The 19086-nt window shown below is 67.2% G+C and carries 14 protein-coding genes and 1 pseudogene; 9 read left to right on the top strand and 6 right to left on the bottom strand.

Annotation, left to right across the window (positions count from 1 at the left end):
* The first annotated feature begins 116 nt into the window (after positions 1–116).
* A complete protein-coding gene (locus tag ACX5I6_RS08075) occupies positions 117–974 on the top strand; it encodes a hydroxymethylpyrimidine/phosphomethylpyrimidine kinase (RefSeq protein ID WP_461840114.1) in 858 nt (285 codons plus the stop codon).
* A gap of 131 nt (positions 975–1105) precedes the next feature.
* Here ACX5I6_RS08075 and ACX5I6_RS08070 read toward each other — a convergent pair whose 3' ends face one another.
* Together ACX5I6_RS08070 and ACX5I6_RS08065 are read right to left on the bottom strand one after the other, a co-directional pair.
* Positions 1106–2854, bottom strand: a complete 1749-nt coding sequence (locus ACX5I6_RS08070; RefSeq protein WP_461840113.1) for a pyruvate dehydrogenase — start codon at positions 2852–2854, stop codon at positions 1106–1108.
* 100 nt (positions 2855–2954) lie between these two features.
* Positions 2955–3569, bottom strand: coding sequence for a TetR/AcrR family transcriptional regulator (locus ACX5I6_RS08065; protein ID WP_461840112.1), 615 nt, complete (start codon positions 3567–3569; stop codon positions 2955–2957).
* Between the two features lie 98 nt (positions 3570–3667).
* Between ACX5I6_RS08065 and ACX5I6_RS08060 the strand changes: the two genes are divergently transcribed.
* Positions 3668–3973 carry a hypothetical protein gene (locus ACX5I6_RS08060; protein WP_461840111.1) on the top strand — a complete coding sequence of 102 codons (306 nt, stop codon included), beginning with the start codon at positions 3668–3670 and terminating at the stop codon, positions 3971–3973.
* 93 nt (positions 3974–4066) lie between these two features.
* On the opposite strand, the gene ACX5I6_RS08055 is transcribed toward ACX5I6_RS08060, so the two are convergent.
* Complete coding sequence (locus tag ACX5I6_RS08055; protein ID WP_461840110.1) at positions 4067–5461, bottom strand: MFS transporter; 1395 nt, start codon at positions 5459–5461, stop codon at positions 4067–4069.
* Between the two features lie 255 nt (positions 5462–5716).
* Here ACX5I6_RS08055 and ACX5I6_RS08050 point away from each other — a divergent pair, with 255 nt between their 5' ends.
* Genes ACX5I6_RS08050 through ACX5I6_RS08040 form a run of 3 tightly spaced genes read left to right on the top strand, consistent with a single transcriptional unit; the run spans position 5717 to position 8827 of the window.
* Positions 5717–6385, top strand: a complete 669-nt coding sequence (locus ACX5I6_RS08050; RefSeq protein WP_285247343.1) for a response regulator transcription factor — start codon at positions 5717–5719, stop codon at positions 6383–6385.
* The gene (locus tag ACX5I6_RS08045; RefSeq protein ID WP_461840109.1) at positions 6382–7830 is read left to right on the top strand and encodes a sensor histidine kinase; all 1449 of its coding nucleotides are present in this window, start codon (positions 6382–6384) and stop codon (positions 7828–7830) included. The genes ACX5I6_RS08050 and ACX5I6_RS08045 overlap by 4 nt, the downstream gene beginning before the upstream one ends.
* A complete protein-coding gene (locus ACX5I6_RS08040) occupies positions 7799–8827 on the top strand; it encodes a TAXI family TRAP transporter solute-binding subunit (RefSeq protein ID WP_461840108.1) in 1029 nt (342 codons plus the stop codon). Before ACX5I6_RS08045 ends, ACX5I6_RS08040 begins: the two co-directional genes overlap by 32 nt.
* Before the next feature lie 142 nt (positions 8828–8969).
* On the opposite strand, the gene ACX5I6_RS08035 is transcribed toward ACX5I6_RS08040, so the two are convergent.
* Entirely contained in the window at positions 8970–10481 is a 1512-nt protein-coding gene (locus ACX5I6_RS08035) for a helix-turn-helix domain-containing protein (RefSeq protein ID WP_461841686.1), read from the bottom strand.
* 149 nt (positions 10482–10630) lie between these two features.
* Here ACX5I6_RS08035 and aceA point away from each other — a divergent pair, with 149 nt between their 5' ends.
* Together aceA and aceB are read left to right on the top strand one after the other, a co-directional pair.
* Positions 10631–11947: an isocitrate lyase gene (gene aceA / locus ACX5I6_RS08030; protein WP_461840107.1), complete on the top strand. Its 1317-nt coding sequence runs from the start codon at positions 10631–10633 to the stop codon at positions 11945–11947.
* 216 nt (positions 11948–12163) lie between these two features.
* Positions 12164–13816 (top strand): malate synthase A, encoded by a 1653-nt coding sequence (gene aceB / locus ACX5I6_RS08025; RefSeq protein WP_461840106.1) that lies wholly within the window; start codon positions 12164–12166, stop codon positions 13814–13816.
* Positions 13817–14059: 243 nt separating this feature from the next.
* On the opposite strand, the gene ACX5I6_RS08020 is transcribed toward aceB, so the two are convergent.
* Positions 14060–15265: an MFS transporter gene (locus ACX5I6_RS08020; RefSeq protein WP_461840105.1), complete on the bottom strand. Its 1206-nt coding sequence runs from the start codon at positions 15263–15265 to the stop codon at positions 14060–14062.
* 143 nt (positions 15266–15408) lie between these two features.
* Between ACX5I6_RS08020 and ACX5I6_RS08015 the strand changes: the two genes are divergently transcribed.
* Positions 15409–16368 (top strand): D-2-hydroxyacid dehydrogenase family protein, encoded by a 960-nt coding sequence (locus ACX5I6_RS08015; RefSeq protein WP_461840104.1) that lies wholly within the window; start codon positions 15409–15411, stop codon positions 16366–16368.
* A gap of 16 nt (positions 16369–16384) precedes the next feature.
* Positions 16385–16918, top strand: coding sequence for a GNAT family N-acetyltransferase (locus tag ACX5I6_RS08010; RefSeq protein WP_461840103.1), 534 nt, complete (start codon positions 16385–16387; stop codon positions 16916–16918).
* Here the strand turns inward: ACX5I6_RS08010 and ACX5I6_RS08005 are convergent.
* Positions 16915–19082: pseudogene (locus ACX5I6_RS08005) on the bottom strand (amylo-alpha-1,6-glucosidase). The gene ACX5I6_RS08010 and the pseudogene ACX5I6_RS08005 sit on opposite strands and share 4 nt — an antisense overlap.
* Between the last annotated feature and the right edge of the window lie 4 nt (positions 19083–19086).

Here is a 19086-nt window from a genome sequence, read left to right as displayed (position 1 = left end):
GGGACCGGCGCGGCGCTGACAGCCTCTGAGCCGCTGGATCCCTGACCATACGACGTCCCGATGCCCTGTACGTCACCACATGGAAAGCGCCCGAGTCCAGGTGGCAGGATGGGGGCATGACTTCCGTTTCCCCTGATGCGACGCTGTCCGCCGCCGGTCCCGCCGTCGTCCTCACCATCGCAGGTTCCGAGGCAACCGGCGGTGCCGGCGCCCAGGCCGACCTGAAAACATTCCAGGAGCTGGGCGTCTTCGGCATCGCGAACCTGACCTGCATCGTCTCCTTCGACCCGAAGGACAGCTGGAACCACCGCTTCGTGCCCGTGGACCAGCAGGTGATCGCTGACCAGCTGGAGGCGACGACGGCGGCGTATGGTCCGGCGTCCGGCGCACCGTCCGCGCTGGACACGGTGAAGATCGGCATGCTGGGCAGCCCGGCAACGATCAGCACGGTGGCCTCCGCGCTGCAGGAAAACAGCTTCGCCAACGTGGTCCTGGACCCGGTGCTGATCTGCAAGGGCCAGGAACCGGGCCACGCGCTGGATACGGACCAGGCCCTGAAGGCGCAGATCCTTCCGCTGGCAACCTTCGTCACGCCCAACCACTTCGAGGCGGAGTCCCTGTCCGGGCTGGACATCACCGACGTCGAGTCCCTGAAGGCTGCCGCCGTCCGGATCCACGAACTCAGCGGCGCGGCGGTCCTGGCCAAGGGCGGCGTGCGACTGGAAGGCCCGAACGCCGTCGACGTCTTCTACGACGGTGAGACCCTGGAAGTCCTCACCGCCCCGAAGGTGGGCGAGGTTGCCGTCTCCGGTGCCGGCTGCTCGCTCGCCGCGGCCGTGACCGCGGAATTGGCCAAGGGCGCCAGCCCGCTGGAGGCTGCCCGGACCGCCAAGGACTTCGTCACCGCAGGGATCCGGAACCGCGTAGCCTCGGGCGCCCCTTTCGATGCGCTTTGGCAGGGCGGCGCACGGTAGATCCGGCCTGCCTGCACCGGGTTCGCCGGAAACCCTCGAGATCGCCGGGATTTTCCGGCGAACCGGTCAGTTTCCGGCGAACCCGGCAGTTTCCGGCGAACCCGGCAGTTTCCGGCGAACGCGATGTGTTCCTAGCGCCGGGGGATGTTGCGCAGGTTGCTGCGGGCCATGCTCACGGCTTCGCCGGCACCGCGGTTCAGCACCACCTTGGACATGGCGGTGGCGAACCCCAGCACCTGTGACCCGGAGATCTTTGGCGGGATGGACAGCGCTTTGGGATCGGTGATCAGCTCCACCAGGGAGGGACCGGGGTGTGCAAAGGCCTCCCGGTATGCCGACTCGATCTGCGCCGGATCGGTCACCCGCAAAGCGTGGAAGCCCAAGGCCTGAGCCACCGCGGCGTAGTTGGCGTCCGGCACGTCCACGCCGAAGTCCGGCAGCCCGTCCACCAGCATCTCGAGCTTGACCATGCCCAGCGTGGAGTTGTTGAAGACCACCACGTTGACCGGCAGTTTGTAGGCAGCGAGCGTGATGAGTTCGCCCAGCAGCATGGACAGCCCGCCGTCGCCCGAGACCGAGATGACCTGGCGGCCCGGGTTTGCCAGTTGCGCGCCGATGGCATGCGGCAGGGCGTTGGCCATGGAACCGTGCAGGAAGGACCCGATCAGCCGCCGGGTGCCCAGCGGGTTGATGTAGCGGGCGGTCCAGACGTTGCACATGCCCGTGTCCGCGGTGAAAATGGCGTTCTCTGCCGCCACCTGGTCCAGGAGCGAGGCCGCGTACTCCGGGTGGATGGGCTGCTTTTTCTCCACCTTGCGGGTGTAGGCGCCCACGGCCTTGTTCATCAGCCGGTCGTGCTTCTTGAGCATCTGGTCCAGGAACCGGCGGCTCTTCTTGGCCTTCACCAGCGGCAGCAGGGCCCGCAGGGTGGGGAGGACGTCGCCGTGGACGGCAATGTCGACGTCGGTCCGCCGGCCCAGCCGCTGCGCCGCCCGGTCCACCTGCGCGGTCCTGGTATCGGGCAGGAACTGGTCGTACGGGAAGTCCGTGCCGAGGAGGATCAGCAGGTCGGCGTCTTCGATGCCCTCGGCGGCGGCGCCGTAGCCGAGCAGGCCGGTCATGCCGATGTCGAAGGGGTTGTCGTACTGGACGAAGTCCTTGCCGCGGAGCGAGTGCCCCACCGGCGCCTTGGCCAGCTCAGCGAGCGCCATCAGCTCTGCGTGTGCCCCCTCCACGCCGGCGCCGGCGAAAATTGCCACCTTGCCGGCGTCGTTGATGGCGTCCGCGAGCGCTTGGACGCTGGCCGGATCCGGGACCAGGCTGGCGGGACGGAAGGCGGCCGGCAGCGGGGTGGGTGCCGTTGCCTCGAGTCCGGCAATATCGCCGGGAAGGGTCACGACGGCGACTCCCCCGAGGCCCACGGCGTGCTGGATGGCGCTGTGCATGACCCGCGGCGCCTGCTCGGCGGTGCTGACCAGTTCGGAGTACACCGAACATTCGTTGAAGAGCCGGTCCGGGTGGGTTTCCTGGAAGAAGCTGCTGCCGATCTGCTTGCTGGGGATGTGGGAGGCAATGGCCAGCACGGGCGCCCCGGACCGGTTGGCGTCGTACAGGCCGTTGATCAGGTGCAGGTTGCCGGGGCCGCAGGATCCTGCGCAGACCGCGAGCTTGCCGGTGAGCTGCGCTTCGGCGGCTGCGGCAAAGGCGGCGGCTTCCTCATGGCGGACGTGGATCCAGTCGATCCCACCCTTCGCCGCCCCGCCTGTTTGCCGGACGGCGTCCACGATCGGGTTGAGGCTGTCACCCACAATCCCGTAGATCCGCTGCACGCCGGCAGCCTGGAGTTGTTCGATGAGCTGGGTGGCAAGTTCCTTGGCCATGAGTGCAGACTCCCGCGTTTGTGGTGCTGTGCTGACATGGCCCAATATAGTCCGCCCGCGCCCGGCGGACCGCCCGCCGCCAGCGGCCGCGGTGGTGCAGCTAGCCGGGCGCGTTTGCCAACGCTGCCTGCGCCTCCGCGAAGAGCGCGCCGGCGAGCAGGGTGGCGGTCCGCACAATGAACGCACGACGCCGGGCGGTGCGGTCAGGGCCGCTGCCCGCCAGGAGGGTGTCGATCTGGGGCAGGACGGGCCAGCCGTCGCAGAGGGTGATGACGGTGATCAGCAGGTCCGCGGCGTCCGTGCGGTCGATCCCGGGCAGGACGTCAAGCACCTGGCCCACCTTGATGGCGCAGTGGTCGGACCGGGTGGCACGGCTGACGGTTTCCTTGCCGCGTTCAAGCCCTTCCCAGAACAGGAGCCGGGGCAGGACGCCGTCGGTGGTATGCCGGTCAAAGAGGCGGCCGGCGTATTCCCCGAACGCTTCCGGCCCGGTGCCGGTAATGGGTACCTCGGTCATGACCCGGACCATTTCGGCGGCCAGGACCGCGTCGAAGAGCTCGTCCTTCTTGCCGAAGTACTGGTAGATGCGCTCCTTGTTCACGCCCGCGGCAGCTGCGATCCGGTCCACCCGCGCTCCCGCGAGGCCCTTGGCACTGAACTCCTCCGTGGCAGCCGCGAGCAACAGTTCCTTGGTCCGCTTCGTGTTCCACGCCATGACACAAGTCTACGCAATCCCAACCAAGTAGTTGCAATTGGCGCGGGCCGCGTTTATTGTCATTGCAAGTAAAAAGCAACTAACTAGTTGGAGTTCTTATGGACACGGTGACCCAGCCCGCCTCCCCCGCTATCGCCCATTCGGCCACCCCCATGCCACCGGAGCCCGCGGCAGTGCCCTCGCCGCCGTCTATCCATGTCCGCGCAGCCATCACCTGGCTGGCCATCTTCCCCCTGGTGGCCCTCGGAATGATGGTTTCCGCTCCGTTGATGGAAACCTGGCATCCCATCTTCCGGGCGATGGCCCTGACCATGGTGGTGGTGCCGACTGCGGTGTACGTGGTACTGCCCCGCCTGTTCGCTGCCCACGGCTTCCTGGCGCGGCGGCGGACTGCCCGGCACTAAGGACCCCCAGCGCATAAAGGAGGCGTACGACGGCGGCCTGGCAGCCGTCGTCGTACGCCTCCTTTGGAACCAGGCACCTGGGTGCCTCCCGGACTAGACGCCGAGCGGATCCTTGTCCTTGCCGCCGCCCCGCGGCGTTTGTTCCCACGCGTGGCCCTGTTCGCCATCGAGGTGGGTGGCCTTCTTGTTCTTCAGGGCGAAAATGTAGACCAGCAGCGAGATGCCGATCGCCACGGTGACGTACGTGAAGAGGAGCTCAACCTGCCCGGCCTTCTGCAGCGCGGCACCGATCAAAGGCACCGTGCCGCCGAAGAGGGAGTTCGCGATCGCGTAGCCCAGGCCGACGCCGAGGGCGCGGATGGAGGCCGGGAACAGTTCGGCCTTCACCAGGGCGTTGATGGAGGTGTAGCCGCCAACGATCAGCAGGCCGCCCATCATCAGCATGAAGGCCACGAAGGGATCCTTCGTCCCGGCGAGCGCGGACATCAGCGGCCAGGTGAACAGCACACCGGTGATGCCGAACCAGAGAAGCAAGGGCTTGCGGCCCACCTTGTCCGAAATGATGCCGTAGACGGGCTGGAGCAGCATGAAGATGAACAGCGCCCAGAAGTTGATGACCGAGGTCGTTTCCTTGGCGATGCCGCTGGTGGTGTTCATGAAGCTGAGGATGAAGTTGGTGTAGGTGTAGAACGCCACCGTGCCACCCAGGGTGACGCCGATGCAGATCAGCAGCGCCTTCCAGTGCTTGGTGAAGAGCAGACGGAGCGTTCCGGGCTGGGCTTCCCCGGATGCCTTGGCCTTTGCGGCCGCCTCGACCTGGCTGGCGGAGACGGTTTCCTCCATGGAACGCCGCAGCCACAGCACTACCAGTGCGGCCACGCCGCCGATGGCGAACGGGATGCGCCAGCCCCATCCGGCCAGGGCCTCCTTGTCCAGGACGTTCTGCAGGACCACCAGCACCAGCAGTGCCAGCATCTGGCCGCCGATCAGCGTGACGTACTGGAAGCTGGAGAAGAATCCGCGGCGTTTGGCGGTGGCCGCCTCCGACATGTAGGTGGCGCTGGTGCCGTATTCGCCGCCCACCGAGAAGCCCTGGACCAGGCGCGCCAGCACCAGCAGGACCAGCGCCCAGACGCCGATCACGTCCTTGGTGGGCAGGATGGCAATGAAGAATGAGCCCGCGGACATCATGGTCACGCTCAGCGTCAGGGCCGCCTTCCTGCCCTTGCGGTCAGCGAACCTGCCGAAGAACCAGCTGCCGATGGGCCGCATGAGGAACGTGACGGCAAAGACCGCCATGCCTTCGAGTGCGCCCTGCAGAGGATCCTTGGAGTTGAAGAAGTGTGGCTGGAAGTACGCCAGGAACGCCGTGTAGATGTAGACGTCGTACCATTCCACGAGGTTGCCCGCGGAGCCCTTCAGGATGTTGCCCACCGCCCGGCGGGTCTGGGCTGCCTCCGACTGGGGCGCGGCTTGTTGGGTGCTCATCGGTGAGTTCCTCCTGGTAGTAACCTCGGCCTCCTGCGGCGGAGGGCCTCATCCACGGTATGGGTGATCCACCGCACAACCAACGGGGAACGCACTTTCCTAACACTTCCTTAGGTTTCGCCGGTGATCCGCTTTCCCTCCTGCCGGACCTCCCGCAGTCGGGCAAATTGCGCCGCCACGCGGTAGTCTCACGGGGGCGGGAATGAACCGGCAACTGGACCTGGAAACAGTGGAAACGCGGCAAGGAAGATGGCCATGGACGTGCTGATCGTCGAGGACGACGACGCCATGGCCGGTGCGCTCACGGCCGCCGTCGAAAGTGCCGGGCACCACCCGCGACGGTTGTCCCGGGGCGCTGACGCGCTGCTCTCCCACCGGAATTTCCAGGTGATCCTGCTGGACCTGGGGCTTCCGGACATGGACGGCCTGGAGGTGCTGCGCAAGCTCCGCCAGGTCACCGACGTGCCCATCCTGATTTTGACCGCGCGCGACGACGAACGCAGCGTGGTGCTCGGGCTCCGCTCCGGCGCGGACGACTACCTGGTCAAACCGGTGAAGCTGGTGGAACTGCTGGCCCGGATAGAGGCTGTAACGCGCCGGGCCGGGCGCAGCAGGGGGAAGCCGCCGGAGGTGATCGTGCTGGACGACGTGGAGATCGACCTGGCCAAGCGCACCGCGTCCAAGGCCGGCGAACCGGTTCCGCTGACTGCCACGGAGTTCGAACTCCTCGCGTTGCTGGCCCGCCACGCAGGCTCGGTAGTCACCAGGGAACAGATCCTGGACGCCCTCTGGGGTGACGCCTTCCTGGCCTCCTCCAGGTCCCTGGATGTGCACCTCACGGGGCTGCGGGCAAAACTCCGCAAGCCGGGATTCATCATCAATGTCCGCGGCGTGGGCTATCGCGTGGAGGCGGCTGCCGGATGAGGCTGCGGGTGCTCGGGGTCCTCAGCGTGCTGTGCCTGGTGGTGGTCTTCCTCATCTCGGGCACCATCCTGACCTCCGCTTCCCGGGAGCTGACCCAGGAACTGCAGATCAATCGGGCGGCCTCCTTGAACCGGCTGGCACAAGTAGCCTTTGACGCCGCGAACGACGGCGACACCGTGCGCCTGCAGCGGGAAATGGATACCTATTCCGGGCTGTATGGCGAAGGGATTGTGGTCCGCGTCCAGCAGGCCACACTGCGTTCGGGGGACCTGGACGCGGGTCGGCCCGACGTGCAGGACGCACTGTCGATGGCCCGGCTGAACGTGAGCAATACGTCCCTGGAACCGCTGGAACCCTTCGGCGCGGGGTCGCACGTCATTTTCCGGCCGTTCGGCAGCGCCAGCCAGGTGCTCGGTGCCGTGGTCCTGGACGTCCACGCGGAGACGGCCCGGCAGAAGCTCCAGCAGCGCTGGCTCGGTGTGGGAGTTGCGGCCCTGGCGCTGGCAGCAGTGCTCCTGCTGGGGGCGGCCAGGGTCACCGGCTGGGTGCTGCGGCCCGTCCTCCGGCTTGATTCGGCGGTGCATGAGCTGGAACGGACCGGGCGAACCGAGCGGCTTCCGGAGGAAGGTCCCCCGGAACTGCGGGAACTGAGCCGGTCGTTCACGGCTATGGCCAGGACCGTGAGCGCCAGCATGGAAGCGCAACGGCAGCTGATTGCGGACACGTCCCACCAGCTGCGCAACCCCGTGGGCGCACTCCGGCTGCGGCTGGACCTGCTCCAGCTTGAGCTGAAATCCGCCCGCGAACACGACGCAGCGGAGCGGGCAGTGGCGGAGCTTGAGCGGGTGGAGGACATCCTTGACGGGGTTTTGAAACTTGCCGCCGCGGAACACAGGGCATCCGAGGGGTCCCTGCGGGCATCTGTCTCTCCCGCAGACCACGCCGCCGCCCCGCCCATCGACCCCTTTCCCGTCTTACAGGGCGAAATCGAACGGGTGGCACCCCTGGCGGACCAGGCCGGGTGCCGACTGGTGCTCGTGCCGGCGCCCCATCCGGCGGCCCTGATTGCGTGCCGGGCCGCCGAGCTGGCCCAGATGCTGGACGAACTTCTCGGCAACGCCTTCAAGTACGCGCCCGGGGCCACCGTCACCGCCGCCGTGCGGGCGGAAATGGACGCGGTTGTGGTAGAAATTTCCGACGACGGCCCGGGGCTTTCGGCGTCCGAGCGCGCCTCGGCTGCCACCAGGTTTTGGCGGTCTCCGCGGCACTCCTCGGTTCCGGGAACCGGGCTGGGCATGACCATTGTGGGTGAGCTGGCCGCAGCGAACGGGGGCCGGCTGGTGCTGGCTCAGGCTTCCCCGCACGGGTTGTCGGCCCGGATCGAGTTCAGCTCCTACTCAAACGCCGCCCCTGATGCGATGCCCGGCGGTGGTACCCGTGCCTAGCGTTTCCATCCCCGCACCGCACCCTTCCCGCCGCTCCGTCCTGACGTGGGCCACCGCCGTCGGGCTTGCAACCGTGCTGCCGGCCGCGCTCAATGCCTGCACCGGCGGGGACCGGCCGGAGAGCCTTATTGTGGCGGGCGGCGAACCGGGCGGCTTCTATCTCGAGTTCTCTACGCTCCTGGCGGCGGCCCTGGAGCGTCACGGCGTGGCCAGCCATGCACGCGCCGTAGCCACCGGCGGGAGCCTGGACAACATTGCGGAGCTCCGGGCCGGGCGCGCCGCGTTTGCCGTGGCCCTCGCGGACGCTGCCGGGGACCAGTCCAGCGGGAATGCGGCAGACATCGCCGCGATCGGCAAGGTCTACGAAAACTACGTCCACTGCGTGGTGCGCAAGGACAGCGGGATCCGGGATGTCTCCGGGCTTGCCGGGCGCCGGGTTGCCGTGGGACAGCCGGGGTCCGGCACCTCCCTGACCACCCCCAGGCTCCTCGAAGCGGCCGGCCTGGGTGCCTCGGCAACTGCCGCAGCGCCCGCAGCCGGGACCGCCGCCGTCGAAAATCTTGGCCTGAACGACGGCATCGCGGCGCTCAAGGCGGGGACCGTGGATGCGCTGTTCTGGTCCGGTGGCGTGCCCACCGCCGCCATCGCCACAGCCCAGCAGGACGTGGCGTTGGGGCTGCTGGACCTATCCGGCCTGCTTCCGGAACTGCGTCGGCGGTACGGCGGCATGTACGACCGCGTCCTCATCCCCGAAGGCAGCTACCCCGGCATCCCGGCAGTGTGGACCGTGGGCGCGCCCAACCTGCTGCTGTGCCGCCGGGACCTGGACCACGCCACGGTGGAGCGGACGGTGCAACTGCTGGTGCACAACGCCGGCGAACTCATTCCACAATCCAGCCTGGGGGTGCAGTTCCTCAGCGCCGAAAGCCTCATCAATACCGCCGGCGTCCCCCTGCACCCCGCCGCGGCCGACGCCTACCGGACCCTGCACGGCTGACCCAACGCCCGCTCACCTCCGACAAGAAAACCCCAAACGCCCGCTCACTTCTTTGGCAAGACATGAGCGGGCGTTGCTGGGATAGCCGCAAGATGTGAGCGGGCGTGCGTGGGATAACCGCAAGATACGAGCGGGCGTGCGGCTAGCTCCCGGAGTGGGCCTGCAGGAAGCTGTACACCTCGGTTTCGTCCACGCCGGGGAAGGCGCCCGGGGGCATCGCGGCCAGCAGGTGCGAGTGGGCCCGCGCCGAAGGCCAGGCATTGCCGGCCCACTGGTTGGTCAGTTCGGCAGGCGGGCGCTTGCAGCAGTTCGGATCCGGGCAGTTGGAGGTGGCCCGGGCCGTGGTCTCGCGCCCGCGGAACCACTTCACGTGCTGGTAGGGCACCCCGATGCTCAGCGAGAATTCCCCGGCGGCGGAGCGTTCCGTGCGGGCGGTGCACCAGTACGTGCCTGACGGTGTGTCCGTGTACTGGCTGTACGCGCTGAACTTGTCCGGCACGTCGAACACCGCCCGCGATGTCCACGCCTTGCACGACGGTTGCCCCTCAATGGCGCCGGTGTGGTCCTGGGGGAAGTTCACGCCGTCGTTCTCGTAGGCCTTGTAGATGATCCCGCTTTGGTGCGTTTTCTGGAAATGCGTGGTGATGCCCAGGTGCTTGGTGGCCAGGTTGGTGAACCGGTGCGCCGCGGTCTCGTAGGAGACAGCGAACGCGTCCCGGATGTCCTCCACCGCGATTTCCTTGGCAGCTTTGGCTTTCTGCAGAAATTCCACCGTGGCCTGTTCGGGCAGGAGCAGGGCGGCCGCGAAATAGTTGGTGGCCACCCGCTGGGCCAGGAAGTCGCCGTAGTTCTTGGGCGTTTCATGGCCCAGGACGTAGTGGCCCAATGCCTGCAGCAGCACCGAGCGGGGGTCGTGGTCCTGCCGCTGGCTCTGGGTCAGGTAAATTTTGCGGTTCTTCAGGTCAGTCACCGACCGGGTGGAATGCGGCAGATCCCCCACATGGTGCAGGGTGAAGCCCAAATGTGCGGCAATGTCAGCGATGACGTGCTGGCTGAGCGGACCGGTGGTGTAGCCAACCTCCTGAAGGACCTTCTGCGCCTCGGCCTCGTACTCCGGAAAGTAGTTGCCGCGCTCCCGCATCATGGCCCGCAACTCACCGTTGGCGCGGCGGGCTTCCTCCGGGGTGGCCACCTGCTCGTTCATCTTCCGTTCGAGCTCATGCAGCAGCCCCACCTGGGCCTCCAGGACATCCACCGGAAGCCGCGAACTGATGCGGATTTTGGGCAGGTTCAGCGACTCGTACAGCGGTCCGCGCTGGTACCGTTCCAGCTCAATTTCCAGCGCGGCGCGGCGGCTGGGCGGCTCGGCCCCGAGCAGCTGGTCGATGCTGACATTGAGCGCCCCCGCGAGGTGCTGCAGCAGCGTCAGTTTGGGCTCACGCTTGCCGTTTTCGATCAGGCTCAGCTGGCTGGGAGCGGTGCCGACGGCGGCACTCAAGTCATCGAGCGTCAGGCCGGCTTGCTTGCGCAGGTGGCGGACGCGGCGGCCGAGGGCAATGACGTCCAGTTCCGGGGCGGCGGTGGGCGATGGCTGGGAGACGTCCCTGTTCCAGCTTGAAGGTGACATTTCTGAAGAATACGGGAAGAAGTGCATTTCTTTCCAGAGCATTCATCTAGAAAGGTGGTTGAAAGTGCTGAAAAGTAGTTGTTACGGAAAGAAACACCGCACCGGATAAGCCGGTGGGAGCCTCAACGGCGCGGTTCCCACCTACTCCATCCGGAGCTCAATCAAGGAGATCAACGATGACTGCAGCATTTGAGCCCACCCAGCAGACGCCCGAAGAGCAGGCCGCCGCCCTGGAGCTCGAGTGGGCCGCCAACCCCCGCTGGGAAGGTGTGACCCGGGACTACTCAGCCTCCGACGTCGTCCGTCTCCGGGGCCGTGTCTCCGAGGAACACACGCTGGCCCGCCGCGGTTCGGAAAAGCTGTGGAAGCAGCTCACCGAGGAGCACAAGACCGGCGGCTACACCAACGCACTCGGTGCCCTGACCGGCAACCAGGCCGTGCAGCAGGTCAAGGCCGGCCTGCGCGCCATCTACCTCTCCGGCTGGCAGGTCGCCGCAGACGCCAACAATTCCGGCCACACCTACCCGGACCAGTCGCTCTACCCGGCCAACTCTGTCCCCACGGTGGTCCGCCGCATCAACAACGCGCTGCTCCGCGCCGACCAGATCGAGTTCTCCGAGGGCATCCAGACCGTTGAGGACTGGATGGTGCCGATCGTTGCCGACGCCGAGGCCGGCTTCGGCGGACCGCTGAACGCCTACGAGCTGATGAAGTCCATGATCCAGGCCGGCGCCTCGGGCGTGCACTGGGAAGACCAGCTTGCCTCGGAGAAGAAGTGCGGCCACCTCGGCGGCAAGGTCCTGATCCCCACCCAGCAGCACGTCCGCACCCTGAACGCCGCCCGCCTCGCAGCCGACGTCGCAGGCACCCCCACCGTCGTCATCGCCCGCACCGACGCGGAGGCAGCCACCCTGATCACCTCCGACGTCGACGAGCGCGACCAGGAATTCATCACCGGCGAGCGCACGGCCGAAGGCTTCTACAAGGTCCGCAACGGCATCGAACCCTGCATCGCCCGCGCCAAGGCCTACGCCCCGTACTCCGACCTCATCTGGATGGAAACGGGCACCCCGGACCTGGAGCTGGCCCGCAAGTTCGCCGAATCCGTCAAGGCCGAGTTCCCGGACCAGATGCTCTCCTACAACTGCTCGCCGTCCTTCAACTGGCGCAAGCACCTCGACGACGACACCATCGCGAAGTTCCAGCGCGAACTCGGCGCCATGGGCTTCACCTTCCAGTTCATCACCCTGGCCGGCTTCCACGCCCTGAACTACTCGATGTTCGACCTCGCCCACGGCTACGCCCGCAACGGCATGAGTGCCTACGTCGAACTCCAGGAAAAGGAGTTCGCCTCCGAATCCCGCGGCTACACCGCAACCAAGCACCAGCGCGAAGTCGGCACCGGCTACTTCGACACCATCTCCACGGCGCTCAACCCGAACGCGTCGACCCTCGCCCTCGTGGGATCCACCGAAGAAGGCCAGTTCCACTAATCCTTCCGACGGCGGTCCTCGCCTACGGCCTTCGGTCCGGCATTGCTCTGCCTGCTATTCCCCATGTCCGGCTCGACCTCGCTGAGCGAGGTCGAGCCGGACACAGGGCCCCTTTTACGCAGGCTGCCGCAATACCGGCACCTTCGGCCTTGTGGGCACCGCACCTCAGCTGCGTGTCGCCGTCGACCTTGCTTCTTCTCTAAGGAGAGATTTGAAATGAACAGCTTCACTGACAGCTTCACCATCAATGGCATTACTTTGACCGCCCAGCCGATTTGCCGGCAGGACGAGGTGCTGACGCCGGACGCCCTGTCGTTTATCGCGAAGCTGCACCGGGCCACCGTCGACCGCCGGCAGGAGCTGTTGCAGGCCCGCCGCACCCGGCGGGCCGATATTGCCGCCGGCGCGGACCCCAGGTTCCTCCGGGAGACCGAGCACATCCGGAATGATCCGTCCTGGCGGGTGGCACCTCCGGCCCCGGGTCTGGAGGACCGCCGCGTCGAGATCACCGGCCCGGTGGACAAGAAGATGACCATCAACGCCCTGAACTCGGGAGCGAAAGTATGGCTCGCCGACATGGAGGACTCTTCGACCCCCACCTGGCGGAACGTCATCAAGGGCCAGCTGAACCTGACCGATGCGCTGGAACGCCGGATCGACTTCACCACCGAGGAAGGCAAGGAATACAAGCTGAAGGCGGACGGCGACCTGCTCACCATCGTGGTCCGCCCCCGCGGCTGGCACCTGCCGGAGAAGCACATGCTCATCGACGGCCAGCCCATCGCCGGCGGCATCGTGGACTTCGGGCTGTTCTTCTTCCACAACGCCCGCCGCCTGCTCGCCCAGGGCAAGGGCCCCTACTTCTACCTGCCCAAGATCGAGAACCACCTCGAAGCCCGGCTGTGGAACGACATCTTCATCCTGGCCCAAGACCTGCTCGGCATCCCCCAGGGCACCATCCGCGCCACCGTGCTGATCGAAACCATCACCGCAGCGTTCGAGATGGAGGAGATCCTCTACGAACTCCGCGACCACGCCTCGGGCCTGAACGCCGGCCGCTGGGACTACATCTTCTCCCTGATCAAGAACTTCCGCACCCGCGGCCCGCGCTTCGTCCTCCCGGACCGCGGCCAGGTAACCATGACGCAGCCGTTCATGCGCGCCTACACCGAACAGCTGGTCCGGGCCTGCCATAAGCGTGGCGCCATGGCCATCGGCGGCATGGCCGCGGCCGTTCCCAACCGCAAGGACCCGGAAGCCAACGCCAACGCCCTCGAGAAGGTGCGTGCGGACAAGACCCGCGAGGCCAACGACGGGTTCGACGGTTCCTGGGTGGCACACCCAGACCTGGTGCCCGTCTGCCGCGAAGTGTTTGATGGCGTCCTCGGCAGCAAGCCCAACCAGCTGGACCGGCTCCGCGAGGACGTCACCCCCGATGACCGCGCCCTGATCAACGTCGCTGCCACTACAGGCACCATCACCGAGCAGGGCATCCGGAACAACATCGAGGTGGGCATCCGCTACATCGAGTCCTGGCTTCGCGGCAACGGCGCTGTAGCGATCCACAATCTGATGGAGGACGCCGCCACCGCGGAGATCTCCCGCTCGCAGCTGTGGCAGTGGATCTTCGCCCGGGCCATCACGGACCAGGGCGAGATCGTCAGCCACGAGTGGGTGGAGGAACTCCTGGACGAGGAATTCGCCCGGCTGGAGCGCTTCGACGGCGACCGTTTCGAGGACGCCCGCGACATCTTCGAGGAAGTCACGCTCAGCCGTGAGTTCCCGTCCTTCCTGACGCTCCCCGCCTACGCCCGCTACCTCACGGAAGCCCGCGAGAAGGCCACGGTCGAGGAGCTGGCAGCGGCCTGACCCACCACAACTTCCGTTTGCCGGGCCGGCACGCCCTTCGCAACAGGCCCCCCGAAATCCGGGGCGCCGGCCCGGCGACGGAGCACCCCTCACACCCCCGCTCACTTGTTGCAGGAAAACCCGAAACGCCCGCTCACTTTCCCCAAGAAGTGAGCGGGCGTTCCGCCATTCAGCGCAACAAGTGAGCGGGCGTTCCGCCATTTGGCGCAACAAGTGAGCGGGCGTCCGACGGCGGCCGACGGCTTAGCGCCCCTTCGGCACCTTCCGCACGGACAGGGTGGTGCTGGCGAAGAAGGTCAGCACGGAGGCCAGGATGACCAGCAGGGCCGGCGTCCACGAGCCGGACGTGTCGTGGACGAAGCCCACCAGCGGAGGGGCAACGGCAGCGAGGCAATAGCCAAGGCCTTGGACCGTTGCGGACATCCGGCCGGCGGAGGCTTGGTCGCGCGCCAGCTTGATCACGGCGATGAAGATCAGGGTGATGCCGCCGCCTTGGGCGATGCCGCCGGACGTGGACCACAGCCACCACAGCTGCGGCAGGACCAGAAGCCCTACGGGAACGGCCAGCCACAACGTCCCCAAGGTGACCGCCACCGCCGTCGTACTCATGTACTTGGCTGCAAACGGAACGCCGAGGCCGCCCACGATCGCCAGGATCTGGAAGATCGAGGACGCGGCGCCAGCCTGGGCGGCATTCATCCCCAGTTCGTCGTGGAGGTAGCTGGGCAGCCACGCGGTGACGCCGTAGTAGGAGAACGCCTGGCCACCGAAGCCCGCCGTCAGCCCGAACGTCGTCCAGCCGGAACTGCGCGCCGTCGCCACCTGCCCCTCCGCACTACCCCCACCCTCGGCCTCATCCGAGACCAGGAATGCCGTGCGCGGCCCCACCGCCAGGACCCACACCACAATGGCGGCGACGGCAAGGACAGCGACGGCGGCGAGCGCAAGCCGCCACCCGGTGACCGCTGCCAGCGGGGCCATGGCCACCGAGGTCAGGAAGGACCCGATGTTCAGTGCCGCCGTGTAGATCCCCATGGCGGTCCCCTGCCGGCGCGGTGCGAAATCGCGGCGGATGATCAGGGGCACCGCAATGTTTCCCACGGTGATGGCCACCCCGATGAGCACGGTACCGGCCACCACCAGCACCGGGCCGCCCGCGGAACGGACCACCACGCCGGCAAGGACACCCAAAATGGTCAGCGTGACGGCGAACTCTGCTCCGAACCGCCGCGCCGCCAGGGAGGCCAACGGGGCGGCGAGCGAGAAGCAGAGCACGGGGATACTGGTCAGCAAGCCGAGCAGGACCGGCGAAAAGTGCAGTTCCGCCTGCATGAGGTCCACCAGGGGCGCGACCGCCACGAAGGGACCCCGCAGGTTCAGGGCCAGCAGGCCGATGCACGCCAGCAGGATCCAGCTCTTGGGCACGCGGGAAAGGACGCCGGCGCTCACAGGGACAACATGGGGAATGGGCTTTGATTCATCACCCTCATTGCTATCACGCCGCGCGTGCCCGGGGCTCCAGGCGCCCAGCCGTGGGGCCCTGCCATACGATGAACGTGACTGTGGACGACTGGACACCGCAAAGGACACCCATGACGCAACGGCTTGCCATCCTTGATGACTACCAGGACGTGGCCCATGGCTTCGCCGACTTCGCGGCCCTGGAGGCTGCCGGCGTCACCATCACCTCATACCGGGATCCCTTCTCCTCCCGCGACGCCCTGGTCTCGGCGTTGGCAGGCACCACCATGGTGATCGCCATGCGCGAGCGGACCGCGTTCCCGCGTGAGGTATTTGAGCAACTTCCCGCCCTGCAGCTGCTGGTGACCACCGGCATGGCCAACGCCTCGATCGACGTCGCGGCGGCAACCGAACACGGAGTCACCGTCTGCGGCACACCCGGCTCACCCACTGCCGCCCCGGAGCTGACCTGGGCCCTGCTCATGGCCATCGCACGGCACCTCCCGGCCGAGGACCACTCTCTGCGCAACGGCAGTTGGCAGTCCACGGTGGGCTTCGAACTGGCAGGGAAGACCCTGGGCATCGTCGGGCTGGGCAAGATCGGCCGCCGGGTAGCGGCGTACGGCCGGGCCTTCGGGATGGATGTGGTGGCGTGGAGCCGGAACCTGACGGCGGAGGCCGCGGCCGATGCCGGCGCGCGCCTGGTCTCGAAGGAGGAACTGTTCACCCTCGCCGACGTCGCAACCCTCCACCTGCGGCTCTCCCCGCGCTCCGAAAACATCGTGGGCGAGGAGGAACTGCGGCTGCTCGGCCCCGAAGGCATCCTGGTGAACACCGCGCGGGGTCCCCTGGTTGACCAGGACGCACTCCTCAAGGCGCTGGCCGAGGGCTGGATCCGCGGCGCCGCCCTGGATGTCTTCGACCAGGAACCGCTGCCGGCCGGGCACCCGCTCCTGGCCGCCCCGAACACGGTCCTCTCGCCCCACCTGGGCTACGTCACGCAGGAAAGCTACCGGCAGTTCTACGGCGGAGCCGTGGAGGACATCGCCGCCTGGCTTGCCGGCTCCCCCATCCGCACCATCACCGCCTGAGCCGGAAGGAACCCCCATGACCCACAGCATCCGCAGGGCAACAGCGGACGACGCCGGCCCGCTGGCCGCGCTGGCAGCCGTCACCTTTCCGCTTGCCTGCCCGCCGTCGTCGTCACCGTCCGACATCGCCGCGCACCTGGCCAACACGCTCAGCGAAGCGCACTTCACGGGCTACCTCGCGGATCCGGACACCACCATCCTGGTCATCGACGCCGACGGCCCGCTCACCGGCTACAGCCTGCTGGTGGACCGGCCCGCCGCGGACCCGGACGTGTCCTCCGCCCTGACGCTGGTCCCCTCCGTGGAGATCAGCAAGTGCTACGTCCACCCTGACTACCACGGGTTGGGCGCCGCCGCCGAGCTCATGCACGCCAGCCTCGAGGCAGCCGCCGCAACCGGTGCGGACGGGGCCTGGCTGGGCGTCAACAGCCAGAATGCCCGGGCCATCCGTTTCTACGAGAAATCGGGTTTCCGCAAGGTGGGAACCAAGTCCTTCCGGCTGGGCAGCACCGTGGAACACGACTTCGTACTGGAACGCCCCCTCCCTTAGGGGAGCCTGCGGGTGCCAACGCCGGCAGCCGCCCCTTCCAGCGGGTAGGCCAGCGGGGGCCGGGGCCCGGCGAGCAGCTTCAGTCCCGGCGGAAGGCCTTCAATGGTGCCTGTGGTTCCGGTGGCTTTGATGGTCACCCGGCTTCCGTCCAGCAGGACATTTTCCGCCCGGAAGGTGCCCACGGACTCCGGCAGGATCGGGGCCAGGTGCACCACCCCGCGGGTGAAGACGGGGTCGAACCGGAGCAGGATCCGTGCCAGTTGCACCGGCGCCGCCGCGGCCCAGGCCTGCGGCGAGCACGCGGTGGGATACGGAACCGGGCCAGGGTACTCGCCACGGTCGAACCCGCAGAACAGCTCCGGCAGCCGCCCGTCGAAATGCCGGGCTGCGTCGAGGATCCCGGAGGCCACCCGCTTGGCCTCGTCCACGAACCCGTACCGCATCAGCCCGGTGGCCACCAGGGCCGTGTCGTGGGGCCACACCGAGCCGTTGTGGTAGCTGACCGGATTGTAGGCGCCCATGTCGGACGCCAGCGTGCGGATGCCCCAGCCGGTGAACATCTGCGGGGACATCAGGTTCTCCATGACGGACACGGCTTTGTCTTCGTCCACGACGCCCGTCCAGAGGCAGTGGCCGATGTTCGAGGTCAGCGCATCGACGGGCCGTTTGTCCTTGTCCAGCGCCACCGCGTAGTAGCCCTTGTCCGGCAGCCAGAACTTCTTGTTGAACTCCTCTTTGAAGGCGGCTGCCTTGTCTGCCCAGTGCTTTTCGAGGGCGGAATCGCCGCTCCAGTGGGCCAGCAGGGACCTGCCAAGGTACGCAGAGTAGACATACGCCTGGACTTCACAGAGGGCGATCGGGGCTTCGGCGATGGTTCCGTCGGCGAAGTTGATCCCGTCCCAGGAGTCCTTCCAGCCCTGGTTCACCAGGCCGTGGTCGTTGGGCCGGAGGTATTCCACGAAACCGTCGCCGTCGCGGTCGCCGTATTTTTCGATCCATTCCAGCGCCCGGTCCGCGTGTGGCAGCAGGGGCTGGATCGCGTCCCGGGAGAGGCCCCACCGGCTCAGCTCGCCCAAGGTGGAGACGAAAGGGGGGTGGCGTCGGCCGTGCCGTAATAGGCCGTACCGCCCAGGGACAGGCCGGCGGTAACGCCGAGCCGGACCTCATGCGGGATGCGGCCGGGTTCCTCCTCGGAATCCACGTCCACTTTCTTTCCCTGGATCCCGGCCAGGGTTTGGAGCGTGCCCAGGGCGAGGTTGGGGTTGACCATCAGGCTCATGTAGGAGGTCAGCAGCGAATCCCGGCCGAACAGGGCCATGAACCACGGCGCCCCGGCCGCCACCGCAGCCCGGTTGGGGTGGTGGGCATCGAAGATGCGCAGGGCACCAAGGTCGCTCTGGCTCCGGTTGAGCACGTTCTGGAAGCTCGAGTCCTCGATGCTGATCCGCGGAACGCCTTCCTCCCAGTCCAGGTGCCGGCGCACCCCTTCCCGGTGGTGCGGAAGCCGCCCCTCCTTGAAGGGCTCCTCCGGCGCCTCACCGTTGACCAGGGGCACCACGATGACGCTGGTGCTCCATTTGCCCCGCGCCGGAACCGTGACGTGGAACCGCAGCCCGTCAGTGCTGACCTCTGCCCCCCGTGCGCCGACGGCAGTGCCTCGCTGCTGGCCGTGCCGTGATGCCTCAATGACCAGCCTCCCGTCCGTGATGGCCCGGGTGGTGTCGTCCAGGCCGCTGGTACGGCCGCCCTTGACCTCGAAGAGGTCTGCCTGGTCGGCGTCGACGAGCAGCTCGATCTCGCAATCCACCGCTTCGGCCGCATAGTTTTCGAGGGAAATATCGTCCTGCAGCCCTGGGCCGATGTGGCGGACCTGGCGGACCACCAGGGGGCTGTCAAACCTGCCGCCGGGCCATTTGGCGCGCCCCACGAACGTGGCCTCGAACGGTTGCGGCCGCTGGGCTGACAATGGTTCGCGCAGTGCGCCGTTGATCCTGAGCATCCAGCGCGAGATGATCCGCGTGTCCTGGAAGAAGACTCCGTTGGTCCCGGCATCAGGACTGATGTCGCCAGTGCCGGAGGAGATGCAGAACGATGATCCCTCCAGGACCGTGACCGAGCCCGAATCGGATACTGCTGCCTCGTTGTCTTCATTCCAGGCGGTCATGGAA

Source organism: Arthrobacter sp. MMS24-T111 (assembly GCF_054888995.1).
Note: the sequence above shows the minus strand (reverse complement) of the source record. Positions and strands in the feature narration are given on the sequence as shown.